The organism is Metaclostridioides mangenotii (assembly GCF_018917235.1).
Classification (GTDB): Bacteria; Bacillota; Clostridia; order Peptostreptococcales; family Peptostreptococcaceae; genus Metaclostridioides.
This window is the reverse complement of sequence record NZ_JAHLOF010000003.1, coordinates 198198-216397: the sequence shown is the minus strand read 5'-3', so window position 1 is coordinate 216397 and position 18200 is coordinate 198198. Positions and strand designations below refer to the sequence as shown.

Below are 18200 nucleotides of genomic sequence, written 5' to 3'. Positions count from 1 at the left end.
TTTTCAGTTGTTTATTTAATGCGGACTTTTATCCCTTGTCACTGCTTATGCTTTGGCGAGGGATTTTTTAGTTTTCTTAATTTTCCCCATTTATGGGTTTATATAGATATTTTAAATTATGGAGGTGAACAAAATGGACCCTGAAAGTAGCAAAGGCATAAAATTTGATAGACGAAGTAAAGGGATTGACGAGACTGACGCTATTCCTCGGTTCGTTTTTCCACCTAAGGTTTTTTATATGAAAATTTAATAATTAATTTATAGGAATTACTTCTTTATTATTTTATGTCCTTATATATCCAGGAAATTTTGGAGAGATTATAACAAGGAGGTATAAATAATGACTAGAAGAAGTTTAATTAGAGAAGAAAAATTAATATCAACAGATAGATTACTAGATATAGCAAAAAAAGATGTAAATACAGTTTTAAAGGAATTTAACACTTCAACAGAGGGCTTGGAGTATACTTCAGTAGAAGATATGCGTGACGATTACGGAGAAAATATAATTGATCACGATGAAAAGGACTCTATTTTTAAAAGATTGATAGAAGCTTTCATAAATCCTTTCACAATAGTACTATTAGTACTTTCATTTATATCATTTATCACAGATGTACTAATGGCGGCTCCAGGAGAAAAAGATTATACAGCAGTTATCATCGTATTAACTATGGTTACAATAAGTGGTGTTTTAAGATTTATACAAGAGATGCGATCAGGTAATGAAGCGGAAAAGCTTAAAGCAATGGTAAAAGTAACTGCTAATATTGAACGTAAAGGTTTAGGAGCGAAAGAGATTCCACTTAGCGAAGTCGTTGTAGGAGATATAGTGCACTTATCAGCAGGAGACATGATTCCAGCAGATGTTCGTATAATTCAAGCAAAAGATTTATTTATAAGTCAATCCGCTCTAACAGGTGAGAGCGAGGCGTTAGAAAAACTTCCTGATGCAATAGATGATTCTGTTAAAAATCATCTAGATAGTAGCAATTTAGCTTTTATGGGAAGTAACGTTATAAGTGGATCAGCAAGTGCGGTTGTCGTTTCTGTAGGAAATGAAACAGTTTTTGGATCAATGGCTAAGTCTATAGTAGGAGTAAAAACTGAAACAAGCTTTGAAAAAGGTGTAAATTCAGTTTCATGGTTATTAATTAGATTTATGTCATGTATGGTTCCGATAGTTTTCTTTGTAAATGGATTTACAAAGGGAGATTGGATGGAGGCATTTTTATTTGCTTTATCAGTTGCAGTAGGTCTTACACCTGAGATGTTACCGATGATAGTAACCACAAACCTTGCAAAGGGTGCAGTTAAAATGTCAAAGAAAAAAACTGTAATTAAAAATTTGAACTCAATACAAAATTTTGGTGCAATGGATATACTTTGTACTGACAAAACAGGAACTCTTACACAAGACAAGGTTGTTCTTGAGTACCATTTAGATATCCATGGAAATAGTGACGATAGAATTTTGCGCCATGCATTTATGAATAGCTACTATCAAACAGGTTTAAAAAATCTAATGGATATAGCTATATTAAATCATGCAGAAGATATTGGATTCCCTGATTTAACTAGAGATTATGAAAAAGTGGATGAAATACCATTTGATTTTAATAGAAGACGTATGAGCGTTGTAATAAAAGATAAAAAACAAAAAACTCAATTGATTACAAAGGGTGCTGTTGAAGAAATGTTAAGCATTTGTTCTTGGGCTGAGTATGAAGGTAAAGTAGTTGAGTTAACTAAAGAAATAAAAATTGAAATTCTCAATACAGTAAAAGATTTAAATATTAAGGGAATGAGAGTTATCGCTATAGCTCAAAAAACTAATCCAACTACAGAGGGGTTATTCTCTGTAAGTGATGAGTCAAATATGGTGTTAATGGGATATCTAGCTTTTTTAGACCCTCCAAAAGAAACAACTAAAGATGCAATAATAGCGCTTGAAGATCATGGAGTAGGAGTTAAAGTTCTTACAGGAGATAATGACGCCGTAACAAGATCAATTTGTAAGCAAGTTGGATTAGAAGTAGACAATTTATTATTGGGCTCAGATATAGATAATATGAATGATGATGAACTATCTAAAATAGTAGAAAAAACAACTGTGTTTGCAAAGCTTTCACCTATGCAAAAAGTACGTATAGTGAGAATTTTAAGACAAAATGGGCATACAGTTGGATTTATGGGTGATGGTATCAATGATGCTGCAGCAATGAAAGAATCAGATGTAGGTATCTCTGTGGATACTGCAGTTGATATAGCCAAAGAATCTGCAGACATTATACTTCTTGAAAAGGATCTAATGGTTCTTGAAGAAGGGGTTAAAGAAGGTAGAAAGACTTTTGCAAACATTATAAAATATATAAAGATGACAGCAAGCTCAAACTTTGGTAATATGTTTTCAGTATTAGTGGCCAGTGCCTTCTTACCGTTTTTACCAATGTTACCTATTCAAATTCTAGTCCTAAATTTAATATACGATATTTCATGTGTTTCAATGCCATGGGATAATGTAGATGAAGAGTACATTAGAGAGCCTAAAAAATGGGATGCATCTTCCATAGGTAAGTTTATGTTTTGGATCGGACCGACAAGTTCAGTGTTCGACATAGTAACATATATAGTTATGTTCTTTGTTGTGTGTCCAATTGCACTAGGTGGTTTTTATGGAGATGCAGGAGTAGACAAAACGATGTTTATGGCATTGTTCCATGCTGGATGGTTCGTAGAATCTTTATGGAGTCAGACTTTAGTAATCCATATGATAAGAACGCCAATGTTGCCATTTATACAAAGTAGGGCATCACTTTCGGTTACTTTATTTACTTCAATAGGAATAGCAGTTGGAACGATACTTCCATACACTCCTCTAGGAGCTAGTTTGGGTATGGCAGCTCTCCCTATATACTACTACTCATGGTTAGGACTTATCATAGCTTCTTATATGCTATTAGTAACTGTTATAAAGAAAATCTATATAAGAAGACATGGTGAATTTTTATAAGAAATCATGTTTAAAATAAAAATATAGATAAAGCAATTAATGTAAGTAAAAATAATAAATAAGAATATTTAATGAAAAAGCAACTATAATTTACAAAATTGAGAGCTTAAAGTATTAGGTTAAGAAGTTTAACCTGAGCAATTAAAGCTATCACAAATTAGTAAATTGTAGTTGCTTTTTTAATTTAAAGTCTCTTTCTTCTATATTTTTATTGATAATAGAAAGTAAAGTAGAAACAGTATAATTTTTATAATCTCTCATATATTGCAATTATGTTAGGAATTTAATTTATAAAATATTCCATAGGTGTAAACCTCATACCATCAACAATTTGTTCATCCGATAATCTAGAAAAACCAAGTTTAAGATAGAAATTTATTGCGTAAGGTGAAGCATTTACAGTTATTTTTTTTACTGATGCAAAGTCCTTTAGGTAAGTAGTGAGTGTGGTAAATAAATTAGCAGCGATAGTCTGTTTATGATAATTTTTATTTACAAATAAAAGTGCAATATGATTTTTATTTCTTGTGGCCATTACACCTATAATTTCATCTCCATCAAAGCATCCCCAAAAGTTCATAGTTTGATTTTTATAAAGCTCTAACATAGAATCGTAGTCGATGAAATTTTTAAAGCTCTCGACACCATTATATGTATAATCAGAAGCGACAAACTCAAGAAATACATTCCATGCTAAATTTAAACCATGTCTCAAATCTTCTTCTTTAAATGTTCTGATTTGATAGTTATTTTCCATTAAAAAACTCCTTTCTCAAAACATATGATTGTTTTAATGCAATTAATTAATAATAATTCTTAATAAAAAAATATAGTTTTATATAGTTATTGTATATCTAAATATCAAAATTTGTTCAAGAATTAGTGAAAATAAGTATTATATATATTAAAAGCATCTGTTATGTTTGAAGCAGATTTTTTAGCTGTTTTATCTGCACCAGTAGTTATTAAAATATATTCTTTCTCCTTTTTTTCAAGAAGACTGGCTAAACAAAGACCTGCCTTATCTGTATATCCAGTTTTTCCACCTATCACTTTTCCTCTACCTAGATTTTCTTCATCTATTTTTTCAAAAGTAATACTTCTAAATGTGATACCTGCAGAATTTAAATTTGTAGGAGATGTTGAATACTTTTCTGTTGTAAATATAGATCTAAAAGTTTCGTTCTCTAGAGCATAATCAAGTAGAATAGATAAATCGTATACTGTTGTATAATGATCGTAGTTATGTAAGCCTATTACATTGGTAAAGTGAGTGTTTTTCATTCCTAATTCTTTAGCTTTTTTATTCATAAGATTTACAAACTCATCTTCAGATCCCGAAATGTACTCTGCAACAGCAATTGATGATTCAGCCCCTGAAGGCAATATTATACCGTAAAGTAAATCAATTGCTTTTACTTTTTCATCAGGCAAAAAACCAGTCATTGAGGCATTAGAGTCTTTTAGAGAGTTAAAGATACTGCTTTTAATTGGTATTTTTGTATCTAAATTATTTAGATTTTCTATGGCAACAAGAGCAGTCATTATTTTTGTAAGAGATGCAGGGTAGCATCTAGAGTCACTATTTTTTTGAGCGATTATTTTGCCATTATCATTATTTACGAGTATAGCATTTTTGCTATTGATATTATTAATCTCGTTAATATTAGAATTATTGTTATTAAACTTCTTAAATCCAATTGAATTAGATGATATAGTTTTGCTGCTCCAATTTTGATATTTACCTGTATTATATACTATTAATAAAGTAATACAAAGTAAAATAGTTGGAAAAAGTATAGTTGGTATAAAGATATTTAATGGTTTTAATTTTTTATTATTCTTTTTTTTAGACATCTTGTATATCCTCCCTAGATAATTAATTCTTTATAACACTATTTAACTAAATATCAGGGAACGATGTTTTAAATCAAACTTATTTAAATCTTAAGATATCCTTAAAATTAAATAGGAATGGTATTGTGAATATATTTAATATAACAAAAAATAATAAAACTGCCGAAAAACCATTTAATTCAAATTATTATATATAGTAATACTGAATAGATAAACTATACGATTATTATATAAAAACAAACTTGATTAAAGGGCTTATGGCAGTTATTTTAAGTACTAGTTTAACTTCGATTTAGGTAATTTTATTATGAAATTAGTAAAGTCATTATTGCTATTAGCAAGTATTTTTCCTCCGTGAAGTTCTACAATTTCTTTTGCAATGGCTAATCCGAGTCCGGACCCACCAGTATTTGTAGACCTAGCAGAATCTAATCTGTAAAACTTTTCAAATATAGTATTTAGCTGATGGTCAGGTATTTTTTTACCCTTGTTTTGAAAAGTTATCTCTACATAGTTTCCAAAATTTTTTTCTATAATTTTAATTTCACTGTTGTCGTAACTGTATGTTAGAGCATTTTTTAGTATGTTATTAAATACACGCGCAAGTTTATTTGCATCACATGTTATATAAATATCTTCATCGCTAAATACATTACATGTAATACTTTTAGCAGAAAAACTAGGGTAGAATTCATCAGATAATTGCTTTAACATAAGAGAAAGGTTAACTTCTTCTTTTTTCAATTCTATATTTTGAAGATTAAATCTTGTGATCTCGAAGAATTCATTTATTAAGTCTTCTAACTTTAATGATTTGTCTAGTGCTATATCTGTATATTTTTTTCTCTGTTCAACGGGCATGTCGTATGCCTCATTTAATAATGTTAGATACCCTATAACAGAAGTAAGAGGGGTTTTAATATCGTGCGCTAAATATACAACTAAATCATTTTTCCTTTGTTCACTTTCTTGTGCTTGTTCTTTTCGATCTCGAAGTGTCTTTTTAACAGTATTTAATTTATTTTCCATAAACTCAAGTTCTGGAGATAGTTTGATAGTTTCATGATTTTCGTCAAGTAGCTTATCGACACCCTCAATCGTTTGATTAAAGTAGGTTGTTAGTTTTGAAAGTGCAAAGTAAAAGCCTATAAGTAGTATAATAATAAATGTAATTACTAGGAGAATACTTTTGTTTCCTCTAATTATATCGTTATAGAAATAATATGATCCGTTTGAATCCATCAGAAAGACATTTTCAAGAATAGATCTAACGAAGTTAGAAAAGACTCCATTAGTCATAGATAAAATAATAAAAAGTCCGATTAAACTAAATACTATAGTAACAAATAAAATATGTAAAAATATTTTATTCTTAAGTTTTGAAATATCACTTTTCAATTTTATAGCCAACCCCCCAGACAGTTTTTATAAATTTATGATCACTTGTAGTGTCATTCATCTTCTCACGTAGATGTCTAATATGAACCATAACAGTATTGTTATTATTGCTAAAGTATTTTTCACCCCACACTTTTTCAAATAAATCCTCAGAGCTGACTACATTACCTCTATTTTCAGAAAGAATCCATAGTATAGAAAATTCAGTAGGGGTTAGAGACAGTTCTTTTTCGTTTAGACTACATTTATATGTATTTTTATTCATAACAAGTCCCGCATAGTCTATGATATATTTCTGAGCCTGAGAACCTTCATTGTACCTGGTAAATCTTCTTAGTTGTGCTTTGACACGAGCTACAACTTCTAATGGATTAAAAGGTTTGGTAATATAATCATCAGCACCTAAAGTAAGTCCAGTAATTTTATCTATATCTTCAACTTTAGCAGTTAGCATTATTACTGGGAAGTTGTGTCTTTCTCTAATTTGTTGACACAGCTCGAATCCATTTATATCTGGCATCATAACATCTATTATTGCTAAATCTAGATCGGTATTATTTATGCAATTTAGAGCTTCTTTTGCACTATAGTATTTGTATATATTGTAGTTTTCATTTTTCAGATAGAGTTCAACTAGATCTGCTATTTCTTTTTCATCATCGACTACTAAAATATTAATGCTCATTGTTCCTCCTTTTATTGATAAGTCTTATATTCGATAAATTAATCATAACAAAACTCACGTCTCAGTGTTTTAATTAAAGTTTATTAATTTCTTAAGAAATCCTTAAGATGCCTGTTAATTATATTATATATCTACACTTTAGTAAAATCGATATATAATCTAAAATATAAACGAAAGTTGATTAATAAAATTTTCTATAGTATAATTATGGAAAATTGAGATGATATTAATCATATTTTTAGCAAGAGTGTATATTTTATTTTAAAATAGAAAAAATAAAGCATAACTCTAAAGGAGTGAAGAATTTGAACAAATTAAAAAATAGTATGGCATTATATGTTGGGATATTTGTAATTTTATTTTACATAGTTCCATTTATGAATAAATTTATCGATGACAAGAGCGTACCAATTGCTCTTTTAATTTTAATAAATCCAATCGCATGTATCATAATAAGTGTATTTTTTGGATATAACAACAGCTTTAATCTAATGTATGTATTAATTATACCGCTGTTGTTTTTACCAACAATATTTATGTTTTACAATAGTTCTGCTACTTATTATGGTGTACTATACTTTATATTTACTTTTATGGGAATGATGTCGGGGAACTTTATAAAGAGGACTAGGGATAGAATAATAGAAGATAAGAGAAATATATAGAGGAGATAATATGGAAAAGTTATATGAATTCGTGGCAGAGATAAAAAAAGTTCCTGATATTAACGGAGCTTATGTTGAAATCCCTTTTGATGTAAAAGAAGAATTTGGGAAGGGAAGAGTACCTGTTCATGCTACTTTTGACGGAGAGCCTTATGATGGGAGTCTAGTGAGAATGAAAACACCTTGCCATATAATAGGTATTAGAAAAGATATTAGAGAGAAAATAGGAAAACAACCAGGAGATACAATTAAAGTAACTTTAAAAGAAAGAATAAAAAAATAATATAATTATTGAGGACTAACAACTATAAATTAATATTTAATTTTATTTAAACCACTCTTACTGCAAAGAGTGGTTTTTTGCTCACTATAAACACTTATTGAAGTTTATTTCTTTTTTAAGCAATTTTTTATAATTAAATATATAATTAGTATTAAGTAATTATTAATACAACTTCGACATTTTATTGATCCTATCAATTATGATGTCTCTTAATTTCTCTGGCTCAATAACTTTGACATACACTCCGAATGATAATATATACCCGTAAAGCCATTCGTTTTCTGGGCATGATAATGACACAATAAGATTACCGTTATTATCTTTTTGTATATCTTTTAAGGCAAATTCATCGTAAATTCTGTAAGAAATTCTATCAGAAAATTTTAGTACTATATTTAAGTTTTCACAATCATGATCCTTTTCTTTAATTAAATTAAGTCCTTCGGGTAATTCCCTTTCAAAAAATTTATCTGTTATTTGTAAGTATGAAATTCTTGATATTTTAAATATCCTAAATTGATTTTTTAGTAGACAAAATCCTATGATATACCATGACTTATCTTTAAATATAAGTTTTAAAGGTTCTATTTCTCGTGTAGTTTGCTCGCCATTAGAATTATAGTAGCAGAATTTTATAACATTTTTGTTTATCAAAGAGTCTTTTAATATCTTGAACTTTTCCTTTTCTTCGTTTTTTCCTCCCCATCGTGAGAAATCTACTTCAATCCAATTTTGATCGTTTTTACTAAATAAGTTGCTGAGTTTATTATCTAGTTTTTTTATTTCGGGATAATTAGTGGCATGAAGGCTTTGCAACCCTATTAAAATTTCTTTTTGCTCATCATCTGTAAGCAGAGATTTGTTCAGTACATAGTTATCTAAAATACTAATTCCTCCACCTCGTCCTTGACTTGTGTATATAGGTATACCAGAACTACAAAGAGTATCAACATCTCTGTATATTGTCCTTACAGAAACTTCAAAACGATCAGCTAATTCTTTCGCAGTGATGTTTTTTTTATCTAACAATATATATACTATCTGAAATAATCGGCTTACTTGCATACTATCACCTCTAAAATATAATAAACACATTATAGCATACATATTATTTTGTTAATCTATATTTATGTTTTATCACAGAAAGGTTTAAAAAGCATAAAATAACATTAGACTTGTGAATTTAGGGGGTGTTCAATCTGAGAGGGCTGATAATAAAAGATGACGATAGATACGACTATGCAAGTTCGTATTTAAAGGAAAAAGGAGCAATAATAGAGGAAAATTTTGATAATCTTAAAGATTTAGACTTTATTTTATTTCCTTTTAAAGAAGATGTCGACATAGAAAAATTCAATGATAGATTTTTTGAATCTCTAAGCAAAAATGTATTATTATTGTCAGGTGTAAGAAATAACTTCTTAGAAAAAATGAGCGACATTTATAAGCTAGATTATTTTCCTCTGATGGAGGAGAAAAGTGTATCTGTCATGAATGCTGTACCAACATCAGAAGGTATAATATCACATATCATACAAAGTACGAATATGCCAGTATTTGATAGCCATATACTGGTAATTGGTTATGGTGTGTGTGGTCAAGATTTATGTAAAAGATTAAACGGATTGAATGCAAATGCATATACTTTAGTGAGAAATGATGTTAAAGAAGCTAGAGCTATAGCCAATGGAGTGAAACCAGTATACATTGAAGACATTTACAATTATTCTTTTGATGTAATTGTAAATACAGTTCCGAATAAAGTTTTAGAAAGAGAGCATATAGAAAGATTTAAAGATACTCTAATAATAGATATATCTTCTAAACCTCATGGATTTGATGTGGAGTATATGAAGAGCATAAATGAAAATTTTGTAGTATTATCAAGTATACCAAGCAAATGCGCAGTGAAGTTTGCAGGAGAGATACTAGCTAAAAATATTTATAGGAAGGTGAAGTCATGCTAACAGGTAAAAAAATAGGATTTGGTATAACAGGATCATTTTGTACAATAAAAGAAATTATAGAGCCAATGAAAAAACTAGTAGAACTAAATGCTAAAGTATATCCAGTAGTTACAGATATTGTATACAATAGTAGCTCAAGATTTCACGATAGAGATGAGTTTTTAGATGAATTAAAAGATATAACAGGAAATGATGTTATTTATACAATAGATGAGGCTGAGATATTTGGACCTATTATGCCACTGGATATGATGGTTATAGCACCTATGACAGGTAATTCAATAGCAAAACTTGCCTACGGAATCACTGATACAGCAGTTTTAATGGCAGCAAAAGCAACTCTAAGAAATAAACATCCTCTTGTGATTGCACCATGTACCAATGATGCTCTAGGTATGAATGGAATGAATCTAATGAAGTTAATAAATACAGAAAATATTTATTTTACACCGTTTGGACAGGACAATCCGGTTTCAAAGCCTAGTAGTATGACAGCTGATCTAGATAAGCTTGTGGAGACAGTTGAATTAGCTTTTGATAAGGTTCAAATACAACCTATTATAATTGAGAACTATAAAAAATAATTATAATAAAAAAGCCAGTTATATAACTGGCTTTTTTACATATAGCTTTTAACTATAAAAGATAATTTTAAATAATAAATAACAATTATATAAGTATTTAAGATTATTTTTTTAGTTTTTATAGTATAGATATTAATAAATATATTAAAGATTGGAATTGATTAAAGAGTGGAAAAGATTTTGTTTGTAAGTCATTGTGTACTTAATACAGCATCTAAAATTTTTTATAATACCGATAAGATTATTAATAAAGAACAATGCAATAGAGTTAGATTTTTAAATCAAGCAGCAGAAAATAGGGTTCAGTTAATACAACTGCCGTGCCCTGAATTTTTAATGTATGGATCTGACAGGTGGGGGCATTCAAAGGATCAGTTCGACAATCCATTTTTTAAGGAAAAGTGTAGGGAAATACTTATTCCTTATCTCTTGCAAATGAAGGAGTACTTAAAGAATAAGGAGAGGTTTGAAGTTTTAGGGATTATTGGGATAGATGGAAGTCCAAGCTGTGGAATTGATACTAGTTTTTGTGCAAATTGGGGGGGAGAACTCTCTAGGTGTCAGCGCCTTGATGAGAAAATTAAACGAGGAACATTAAAAAAAGAAAAGGGAGTATTTATGGAAACTCTATCTTATATGTTAGTAGAAAATAAAATAAATATACCTATGACAGCCCTAAAGCAAGATGTACTATTAGAGTTTTTATTATGATAGATTAAGATTGTGAAGGTGATTAATATATATCGAAAATAATTTTTAGTCAATCTTTATACAAGATAAATATAATAATTTTCTTGTATGATGGATCCAAAAATTAATTTATATAAAAGAGAGTGGATTTAAATTAGATTCGCTCTCTTTCATATGATATAATAGTATAATACTGAAAAATTTGAATAAAAAATAAGTAATTTTTATATTAATTATATGATAATAAGTTTATAATAAACACTGGGAGTTGTGATAATATGGAAAAGTATTTTCAATTAGATCCATCTCAACAAGAATTACTTAAACAACAAATTGAAAAAAGAAATAAAAATTTAAATAAATTTGCAACAAAAGATAATGAAGCATTTAGAATAGATAAATCGAGGAGTAAGTCTGATTTAATCAGGTCTAGTTTCGTAATTGATACTGATAAGATACTTCATAATTTATTTTATAATCGATACTCTGATAAAACACAAGTTTTTTCATTTTATTTAAATGATGATATTACGAGAAGAAGTTTACATGTACAGCTTGTATCTAGAATAGCCAGAACAATAGGACAGGCACTAAACCTTAATATAGATTTGATAGAGGCTATTTCTCTCGGTCACGATATCGGTCATACACCGTTTGGACACAAAGGAGAAGAGTTTTTAAACGAAAAATTTTATAAAAATACTAAGAGATACTTCACACATAATGTACATAGTGTTAGAGTATTACAAAAGATAACTAACAGTAATTTGACACTTCAGACACTTGATGGAATTCTATGTCATAATGGAGACAAAGATTTTTCACATTTTGAACCTTCTAAGATATTTGGTTTTGAGGAATTAAATAAAAGAGTTGAAGAATGTTGTTTGGATAAAGAAGCTATTAACCAGATGAGACCAGCTACTCTTGAAGGTTGTGTAGTTAGAATTAGTGATATGGTAGCATATGTTGGCAGGGATAGGCAGGATGCAATAAAAGCAAAGCTTAGAACTGACGATGACTTTGATCATATAGGAATACTAGGTAAAGATAACAGAGAGATTATAAAAAAGATGGTGTCAAATATAGTAAAAAATAGCTATGGTAAAAATTATTTAAAGATTGATGATAAAGTATACAGTGATTTTTTGGCTTTAAGAAATGAGAACAATAAAATAATATATAGAAACCCAAAGATCGATGATGTTTATAATGAGACGATAAGACATATGTTATTTGGCTTGTACGATACATTTATAGAGGACATAGATAATAAGAATTATAGTTCTTATATTTACAGACATCATGTAAATCATCCTAAGTTAAGGGGTTTTTATAAAGATAATAAAGGTGAGCTTAAAATTAATTCTGATGAAGTAGTTGTAGATTATATAGCTAGTATGACCGATGATTATTTTATAAACCTATATGAAACCTTATTTCCAAAGAGCAAATTTAAAATACAGTATAGATCTTATTTTAGATAAACAAGTTAGTAAACAGATGTGGAGGACATTTTATAATGGAGATAGTAAAGTTAAAACCTGCCTTTCAGAACTATCTATGGGGGGGAACTAAACTTAAAAAATTATACAATAAAAAAGTTGATTTAGATAAAGTTGCCGAAAGTTGGGAGTTATCAAATCACGAAGATGGGCAGAGTATAGTTGCAAGCGGTACTTACGAAGGACTTAAGTTTGGTGACTATTTAAAAAAAATAGGTAGAAAGAGATTGGGTACAAATTGCAAACAATTTGATGACTTTCCTGTTTTGATAAAATTTATAGATGCAAAAACTTCCTTATCTGTTCAAGTTCATCCTGATGACGAATACGCACTCAGAATAGAGAAAGAACACGGAAAAACAGAATTATGGTATGTTATGGATTGCGAAGAAGATTCATTTTTATACTATGGAGTGAATAGAGATATATCCAAAGAGGAATTTAAACAGAGAATAGAAGATAACACTGTTCTTGAGGTTTTAAATAAAATACCCGTGAAAAAAGGAGATGCTTTTTTTATTGAGGCTGGGACTATACATGCTATAGGCGCAGGTATAGTAATATGTGAGATACAACAAAACTCAAATAAGACTTATAGGATATACGACTTTGGAAGAGTAGATAAAAATGGAAATACTAGAGAGCTACATATAGATAAAGCTATTGATGTAGTAAAATTGAAAAAAATAGATGAACATATTAATATAGTAGACAAATTTGAAAAATTTGATAATTATACTAAAAGAAAATTATCTTCATGCAAATATTTTACAGTATTTAAGTATGATGTACTTAAATATTGCACAATAAACGTTGATGAGTCTAGCTTCAATTCAGTAATTGCACTTGAGGGTGATGGAAGGCTAACAAATAAAGAGTTTACAATGGATTTTTCTAAAGGCGACAGTATTTTTATACCAGCAAATACAGGAGAAATAAAAATAGAAGGAAGATGCCAATTTATACTTACAAAAATATAAAAATATTTGTACAAAAGGCTACTTAATAATGTTATAATAAGTAGCCTTTTTATTGTACAAAAACATTTATTAATTGTATTATGGGATATTAATAACTGATTAAAATCAATTAATATACATCTGTCCTTCTATGTTTAAGAAGGGGCAATTGCTCTCTTATACTATTTATCATAGTTCTATCTATATCAGCATATATAATACATTCGTTTTCATCAGCTGAAGCAATGATTTCTCCCCAAGGGTTTGCTATTCTAGAATTACCATATGCAGTGTATGAGGCTTCGTTATTTCTAGCTGGAGCAGCACCGACAAAAAATACTTGATTATCTAAAGCTCTCATCCTAACAGATAACTCCCAATGAGCAGGTCCTGTAGTCATATTAAAAGCAGCAGGGAGAATTATAATCTCGGCACCTTCCAAAGCCATTATTCTAGAAAGTTCCGGAAATCGGATGTCGTAACATATAGCGATACCTACTTTTCCAAGATCTGTATCTACAATAGTAACTTTATTGCCAGCTGAAAGAGTATCGGATTCTTTAAAGTATACTTTGTTCTTTACGTCTATATCAAATAGGTGCATTTTTCTATGTCTGCCTATTAAGTCTCCATTTTTATTAAAAAAGTAACAAGTATTGTAAATATTGCCATCGCATAATTCTGGTATACTACCAGCTACTAAGTAAATATTGTTGTTTTTTGCTAAATTAGACATAGCTTGAGAAGTTACACCTGGATATTCTTCTGCGAATTCAGGAAAGTACTTGTTTTCATAAGGGCAATTAAACATTTCAGGAAGAATTACTAATTCAGCTTCATTATTTTTAGCGGTATTTACCATATTAACTGCATTATCAATATTTTGCTTTTTATTATCTGTAGTTTTCATTTGGCAAACAGCAATTTTATATTTACTCATTTTTAATCTCTCCTTGAATTTATATTTTTATGATATTATATCATATTTTAAAAGTGGTATGATTTTGGGATTAGTTGATGTTTAAGAGTAGAAAAAAGTTTATATCTCAGATGAAAAAAGTAAAAAAATATTATTTCACTACAAAAAAATGATTATTCACAACATTTTGTAACAAAAAATTTTAAAAATGTTGTATTATTTAGATATTAATTACTAATTAGGATTTTGACAAGTATCTTAGTTAGAGTTAAATTCTTAATTTCTATTTAAAGTTTTGAAAAAATTATATGTTTTTACAAAAAAGTAAAAACACAATAGCTATAGTTTTGTTTTGGCGGACAAATACTATAGTTTTTTGTGTTATTTTTTACCAAATAATGTAAATTTATTGAATAAGAAGTATATAAATGTTATCCTAAACTTAGATATACAATGATAAATAGGGTAGTTGTATATAAAAATTAAATAAGGGGTGTAATTTTATTATGGCAAAAAGTAAAAAATTGCTGCCGGTTGCATATTCACTGATTCTAACCTTAGCAATAGGCTTAAACAGTCAAGTTAATGCAATGATTGAAAATATAGAGCCGGTTAAACATATTGTTGAATTGCCACAGGGAGATTACAATACTAAAGAAGCCTATAATATGATGAAGAGGTTATCGCATATTAATCCAAAGTATTTGTATAAACTTAAACAAAGGAACTCAAAGATAACACTGACTAACAGTAAAATAACTGATGTATCTGAGTATACGTATCTTAGAGGAGTAGTGCCAAGAGGATGGGAACACACAGGTAAAACATGGGATGATGTACCTGGTTTAGGTGGAAAAACTGTAGTCGCTAGAATAGGTTATAGCAACCCAGGTAGAGGTCACAGTTCGCTGAACCTAGAATTACACGAGACAGCACATTCTTTAGATAAACTTGTTTTTAATAATATATCAAAATCGCCAGAATTCAGATATATATTTAGTAAAGAAAAAGCGACATTAGGGAATATAAATTACTTAGGAACCTACCAAGAGGAGTTTTTTGCAGAAGCTTTTGCACATTATTACTTAAGTGATGAGACTAAAGCATATCTCAAAAAGACAAGTCCGTTAACGTATAATTTTTTCAAAACTTTAGATAAACGCGCTATATAAAATTTAAAAAATCGCCAATGAACAAAACTAAAATAAATAAATAAAAAAAACTAATTTGCTTAGTACCGCCAAAATTGAGTAAATTAGTTTTTTTATTTAATATAAAATTTTAATATTAGTTAAAGTAAGAATTATAAATAAAAACCAAGTATATAGTAAATACTATATTTACTTGGAGGTTTATCATGATATATAAAAAGAGGAAAAGACATAGAAAACTAGATGAATTTATATTTTTAATAGGATTTTTTATAGTTACAGTGACAGTTATTGTTTATTCTAACAAGCATTTAAATCTTGAAACAAGTGAAAGATTTGACAAATCTATAGAATCAAATTATACAAATACAATTGAGAGCAAAAACAAAACAAATAATAAATCATTGTCTAATCAGCAAAGCTCAAAAAGTACAATAAAAAATATAAGAATGGATAAGTCAGATAAATATATCAATAGTGTATTAAATGTACCAAATGTTGTTAATGAAAATAAAGAACTTGAAAAAATTATTAATGATAAGATTAATGCCGATATAAATTCATTTTTTGAAAAAAATTATAAAGAAGCAAAAGATAATTATATAAATAATAATATAGATGGTGTAAAGTTTGAAGCGAATACTGATTATAAAGTAGTAAAAAACACCAAAGATGTATTGAGCATTATAATAAGGTACTATAACTACAGCGGTGGTGCACATGGTTATTATGAAGATATAGCATATAATATAGATATAAAAAGTGGAAAGTTTTTAAGATTATCAGATCTATTTTTAGAACAAAGTAACTATAAAGAAATTATAAATAAAGAAATTGAATCTCAAATAAAAACATTAGAAATGGAGAATGTTGAAAACAAAGGAATATATCAGTTTAAATCTATAAGTGATAATCAGAAATACTATTTTTCTGGAAATGACATAGTAATATATTTCGACCTATATGATATTGCTCCGTATGCTGCTGGTATTCCAGAATTTGTTATAGATGGAGATTTAGTAATTCCAATAATTAAAAAAGAATACATCAATTTATTTAAATAAAAAGAGGTATGATATCTGATTATTACAAATATCATACCTTTCTTTTATATTGTTGGATTTAAAGATGCTATCTTAGTGACAGCAACATATAGCCTAGAAATTTCGTACCACGTTTTAAAATCAACTATACCGTTTTGCGGAAGTCCAAAGATTCCTTGGAATGTTCTTACAGCATTTGCAGTGCTTTCTCCAAAAATACCGTCCTCTTGAACTTTAGGTATAGCAGGATAGTTATTGGCAATTGCGTTAATCTGATTTTGAATAGTTCTAACGTACCTTCCTGAAGAACCTATTTGAAGTGTATATCCAGGAAAAGATACGGGCACCCCTGTGACTACTGGAGCCTGATCAAATGACAGATCATTTCCGTAAAAGTATTTTAGTATATTTTGCCAAGTATATCCTTGATCTCCTAGACTCTTGCTTCCCCACTGAGTCATTTGATTAGGGCATTGACTTCTTTCGCCATCACAATATTGAGATAGTAATGGCTGTCTAGAAGTAGGTGGCCTTCTGATAAAAGTATTAAAAATATCGTCTACAACTACATTTATTGTATCGAATATATTCCTATTATAAACAAACTTATGGTCGAAAGCGGTTGACGTTGTTATTGTGAACGTATAGCCTTTATTTCTGTACCATTCAGTAAACACTCTATTTAATGTAAAAGAAATTATAGCAACCACATTTGCATATATCGTCTGCTCTGGCCAGGTTGAGTAAATCTCACATGATGCAACATTTTTGATATAATCTTTAAATGGTATCCAGTAGTTTTCGGCAGAAGTATCTTCTGGTAAACCATCGTGTACTACTATGAATTCAGGCACTACTGGATTATCCAGTACAACAAAACCTGTTGGTGGTGGAAGTGGTTTTAAGCTACTTTCAGGTATTTTTGGTGGAAAAATTCCATACAAAGTGTGCTCTGCAATTGGAAATATTAATTCATTTTGTCTACTATACGAAAGTTTGCTCCTTGTTCTAGGAATCATAGAAATATTTTGTCGAGCCTCTACAGTTGCAAATAATTGAGCTCCATCTATTATTACTGTCTCAAATCCATCAACTATTGCTTCTATTACATATGTGCTATATGGCCTTACAGGAGAAGACGGTTGTAGAGAATATTCAACGTCTGGTGCAGGAAGTACTAAGTCTACTACTTGACCTGATTCATTTGTCAATAAATTTTGATACATAGAAGTCGTTATTTTATTTACATCATCTGGAGTTGAGTAGATATTAATAGAGCCATTTTGTATTGGTCTATTGTTTGAAGAGTCGACCAAACTGACTGTTAAATAACTATCTTGCATGCAATCACCCTTTCTTAAAAAAGTCTTTATTACTATTTATATTCGAAAAAAATAAATATAAAGCTATTTTGTTAAGATATTTGGAGATAATAATTTAATACCAGTAATTTGGATAGTTTTAGGATAAGATTATAAATT

Annotated in this window: 17 protein-coding genes; 10 read left to right on the top strand and 7 right to left on the bottom strand. The window is 29.0% G+C overall.

Features of this window, described 5'->3' with window-relative positions:
• Nucleotides 1-340: 340 nt before the first annotated feature.
• Nucleotides 341-3013 (top strand): magnesium-translocating P-type ATPase, encoded by a 2673-nt coding sequence (gene mgtA / locus KQI18_RS06375; RefSeq protein ID WP_216466937.1) that lies wholly within the window; start codon nt 341-343, stop codon nt 3011-3013.
• A 283-nt stretch (nt 3014-3296) separates the two neighbouring features.
• Here the strand turns inward: mgtA and KQI18_RS06370 are convergent, their stop codons facing one another.
• The 4 genes from KQI18_RS06370 to vanR form a co-directional block, all read right to left on the bottom strand.
• Entirely contained in the window at nt 3297-3770 is a 474-nt protein-coding gene (locus KQI18_RS06370) for a GNAT family N-acetyltransferase (RefSeq protein WP_216466936.1), read from the bottom strand.
• Between the two features lie 122 nt (nt 3771-3892).
• Nucleotides 3893-4870: a D-alanyl-D-alanine carboxypeptidase family protein gene (locus KQI18_RS06365; protein WP_216466934.1), complete on the bottom strand. Its 978-nt coding sequence runs from the start codon at nt 4868-4870 to the stop codon at nt 3893-3895.
• A gap of 276 nt (nt 4871-5146) precedes the next feature.
• The gene (locus KQI18_RS06360; RefSeq protein WP_420372065.1) at nt 5147-6280 is read right to left on the bottom strand and encodes a sensor histidine kinase; all 1134 of its coding nucleotides are present in this window, start codon (nt 6278-6280) and stop codon (nt 5147-5149) included.
• Complete coding sequence (gene vanR, locus KQI18_RS06355) at nt 6258-6953, bottom strand: VanR-ABDEGLN family response regulator transcription factor (protein ID WP_216466931.1); 696 nt, start codon at nt 6951-6953, stop codon at nt 6258-6260. Before vanR ends, KQI18_RS06360 begins: the two co-directional genes overlap by 23 nt.
• 305 nt (nt 6954-7258) lie before the next feature.
• Here vanR and KQI18_RS06350 point away from each other — a divergent pair, with 305 nt between their 5' ends.
• The gene (locus tag KQI18_RS06350) at nt 7259-7618 is read left to right on the top strand and encodes a hypothetical protein (protein ID WP_216466930.1); all 360 of its coding nucleotides are present in this window, start codon (nt 7259-7261) and stop codon (nt 7616-7618) included.
• A 10-nt stretch (nt 7619-7628) separates the two neighbouring features.
• A complete protein-coding gene (locus KQI18_RS06345; RefSeq protein ID WP_216466928.1) occupies nt 7629-7901 on the top strand; it encodes a DUF1905 domain-containing protein in 273 nt (90 codons plus the stop codon).
• Nucleotides 7902-8063: 162 nt separating this feature from the next.
• Here KQI18_RS06345 and KQI18_RS06340 read toward each other — a convergent pair whose 3' ends face one another.
• Nucleotides 8064-8966, bottom strand: a complete 903-nt coding sequence (locus tag KQI18_RS06340) for a helix-turn-helix transcriptional regulator (protein WP_216466927.1) — start codon at nt 8964-8966, stop codon at nt 8064-8066.
• Nucleotides 8967-9091: 125 nt separating this feature from the next.
• On the opposite strand from KQI18_RS06340, the gene KQI18_RS06335 reads away from it, so the two are divergent.
• The 5 genes from KQI18_RS06335 (at nt 9092) to KQI18_RS06315 (ending at nt 13627) form a co-directional block, all read left to right on the top strand.
• Entirely contained in the window at nt 9092-9868 is a 777-nt protein-coding gene (locus KQI18_RS06335; RefSeq protein WP_216466925.1) for a hypothetical protein, read from the top strand.
• On the top strand, nt 9862-10452 hold the full coding sequence (locus tag KQI18_RS06330; RefSeq protein WP_216466924.1) for a dipicolinate synthase subunit B: 591 nt from the start codon (nt 9862-9864) through the stop codon (nt 10450-10452). The genes KQI18_RS06335 and KQI18_RS06330 overlap by 7 nt, the downstream gene beginning before the upstream one ends.
• 180 nt (nt 10453-10632) lie before the next feature.
• Nucleotides 10633-11163 (top strand): CD3072 family TudS-related putative desulfidase, encoded by a 531-nt coding sequence (locus tag KQI18_RS06325; protein WP_236887666.1) that lies wholly within the window; start codon nt 10633-10635, stop codon nt 11161-11163.
• Between the two features lie 257 nt (nt 11164-11420).
• Entirely contained in the window at nt 11421-12629 is a 1209-nt protein-coding gene (locus KQI18_RS06320) for a deoxyguanosinetriphosphate triphosphohydrolase family protein (RefSeq protein WP_216466920.1), read from the top strand.
• Between the two features lie 35 nt (nt 12630-12664).
• Nucleotides 12665-13627, top strand: a complete 963-nt coding sequence (locus KQI18_RS06315; RefSeq protein WP_216466919.1) for a type I phosphomannose isomerase catalytic subunit — start codon at nt 12665-12667, stop codon at nt 13625-13627.
• A 109-nt stretch (nt 13628-13736) separates the two neighbouring features.
• On the opposite strand, the gene KQI18_RS06310 is transcribed toward KQI18_RS06315, so the two are convergent.
• Nucleotides 13737-14546, bottom strand: a complete 810-nt coding sequence (locus KQI18_RS06310) for a carbon-nitrogen hydrolase family protein (RefSeq protein ID WP_216466917.1) — start codon at nt 14544-14546, stop codon at nt 13737-13739.
• A 485-nt stretch (nt 14547-15031) separates the two neighbouring features.
• On the opposite strand from KQI18_RS06310, the gene KQI18_RS06305 reads away from it, so the two are divergent.
• Both KQI18_RS06305 and KQI18_RS06300 read left to right on the top strand, forming a co-directional pair.
• Nucleotides 15032-15697, top strand: a complete 666-nt coding sequence (locus KQI18_RS06305) for an anthrax toxin lethal factor-related metalloendopeptidase (protein ID WP_216466915.1) — start codon at nt 15032-15034, stop codon at nt 15695-15697.
• A 185-nt stretch (nt 15698-15882) separates the two neighbouring features.
• Complete coding sequence (locus KQI18_RS06300; RefSeq protein WP_216466913.1) at nt 15883-16740, top strand: DUF3298 and DUF4163 domain-containing protein; 858 nt, start codon at nt 15883-15885, stop codon at nt 16738-16740.
• A gap of 44 nt (nt 16741-16784) precedes the next feature.
• Here the strand turns inward: KQI18_RS06300 and sleC are convergent, their stop codons facing one another.
• Nucleotides 16785-18062, bottom strand: coding sequence for a spore cortex-lytic germination protein SleC (sleC, locus tag KQI18_RS06295; protein WP_216466911.1), 1278 nt, complete (start codon nt 18060-18062; stop codon nt 16785-16787).
• Nucleotides 18063-18200: the final 138 nt, after the last annotated feature.

Excerpts from the sequence above, each read along its gene's own strand:
- mgtA (WP_216466937.1), top strand. The coding sequence starts at position 341 with ATGACTAGAAGAAGTTTAATTAGAGAAGAAAAATTAATATCAACAGAT.
- vanR (WP_216466931.1), bottom strand. The coding sequence starts at position 6,953 with ATGAGCATTAATATTTTAGTAGTCGATGATGAAAAAGAAATAGCAGAT.
- KQI18_RS06345 (WP_216466928.1), top strand. The coding sequence starts at position 7,629 with ATGGAAAAGTTATATGAATTCGTGGCAGAGATAAAAAAAGTTCCTGAT.
- sleC (WP_216466911.1), bottom strand. The coding sequence starts at position 18,062 with ATGCAAGATAGTTATTTAACAGTCAGTTTGGTCGACTCTTCAAACAAT.
- KQI18_RS06330 (WP_216466924.1), top strand. The coding sequence starts at position 9,862 with ATGCTAACAGGTAAAAAAATAGGATTTGGTATAACAGGATCATTTTGT.
- KQI18_RS06310 (WP_216466917.1), bottom strand. The coding sequence starts at position 14,546 with ATGAGTAAATATAAAATTGCTGTTTGCCAAATGAAAACTACAGATAAT.
- KQI18_RS06315 (WP_216466919.1), top strand. The coding sequence starts at position 12,665 with ATGGAGATAGTAAAGTTAAAACCTGCCTTTCAGAACTATCTATGGGGG.
- KQI18_RS06305 (WP_216466915.1), top strand. The coding sequence starts at position 15,032 with ATGGCAAAAAGTAAAAAATTGCTGCCGGTTGCATATTCACTGATTCTA.
- KQI18_RS06365 (WP_216466934.1), bottom strand. The coding sequence starts at position 4,870 with ATGTCTAAAAAAAAGAATAATAAAAAATTAAAACCATTAAATATCTTT.
- KQI18_RS06340 (WP_216466927.1), bottom strand. The coding sequence starts at position 8,966 with ATGCAAGTAAGCCGATTATTTCAGATAGTATATATATTGTTAGATAAA.
- KQI18_RS06300 (WP_216466913.1), top strand. The coding sequence starts at position 15,883 with ATGATATATAAAAAGAGGAAAAGACATAGAAAACTAGATGAATTTATA.
- KQI18_RS06320 (WP_216466920.1), top strand. The coding sequence starts at position 11,421 with ATGGAAAAGTATTTTCAATTAGATCCATCTCAACAAGAATTACTTAAA.
- KQI18_RS06370 (WP_216466936.1), bottom strand. The coding sequence starts at position 3,770 with ATGGAAAATAACTATCAAATCAGAACATTTAAAGAAGAAGATTTGAGA.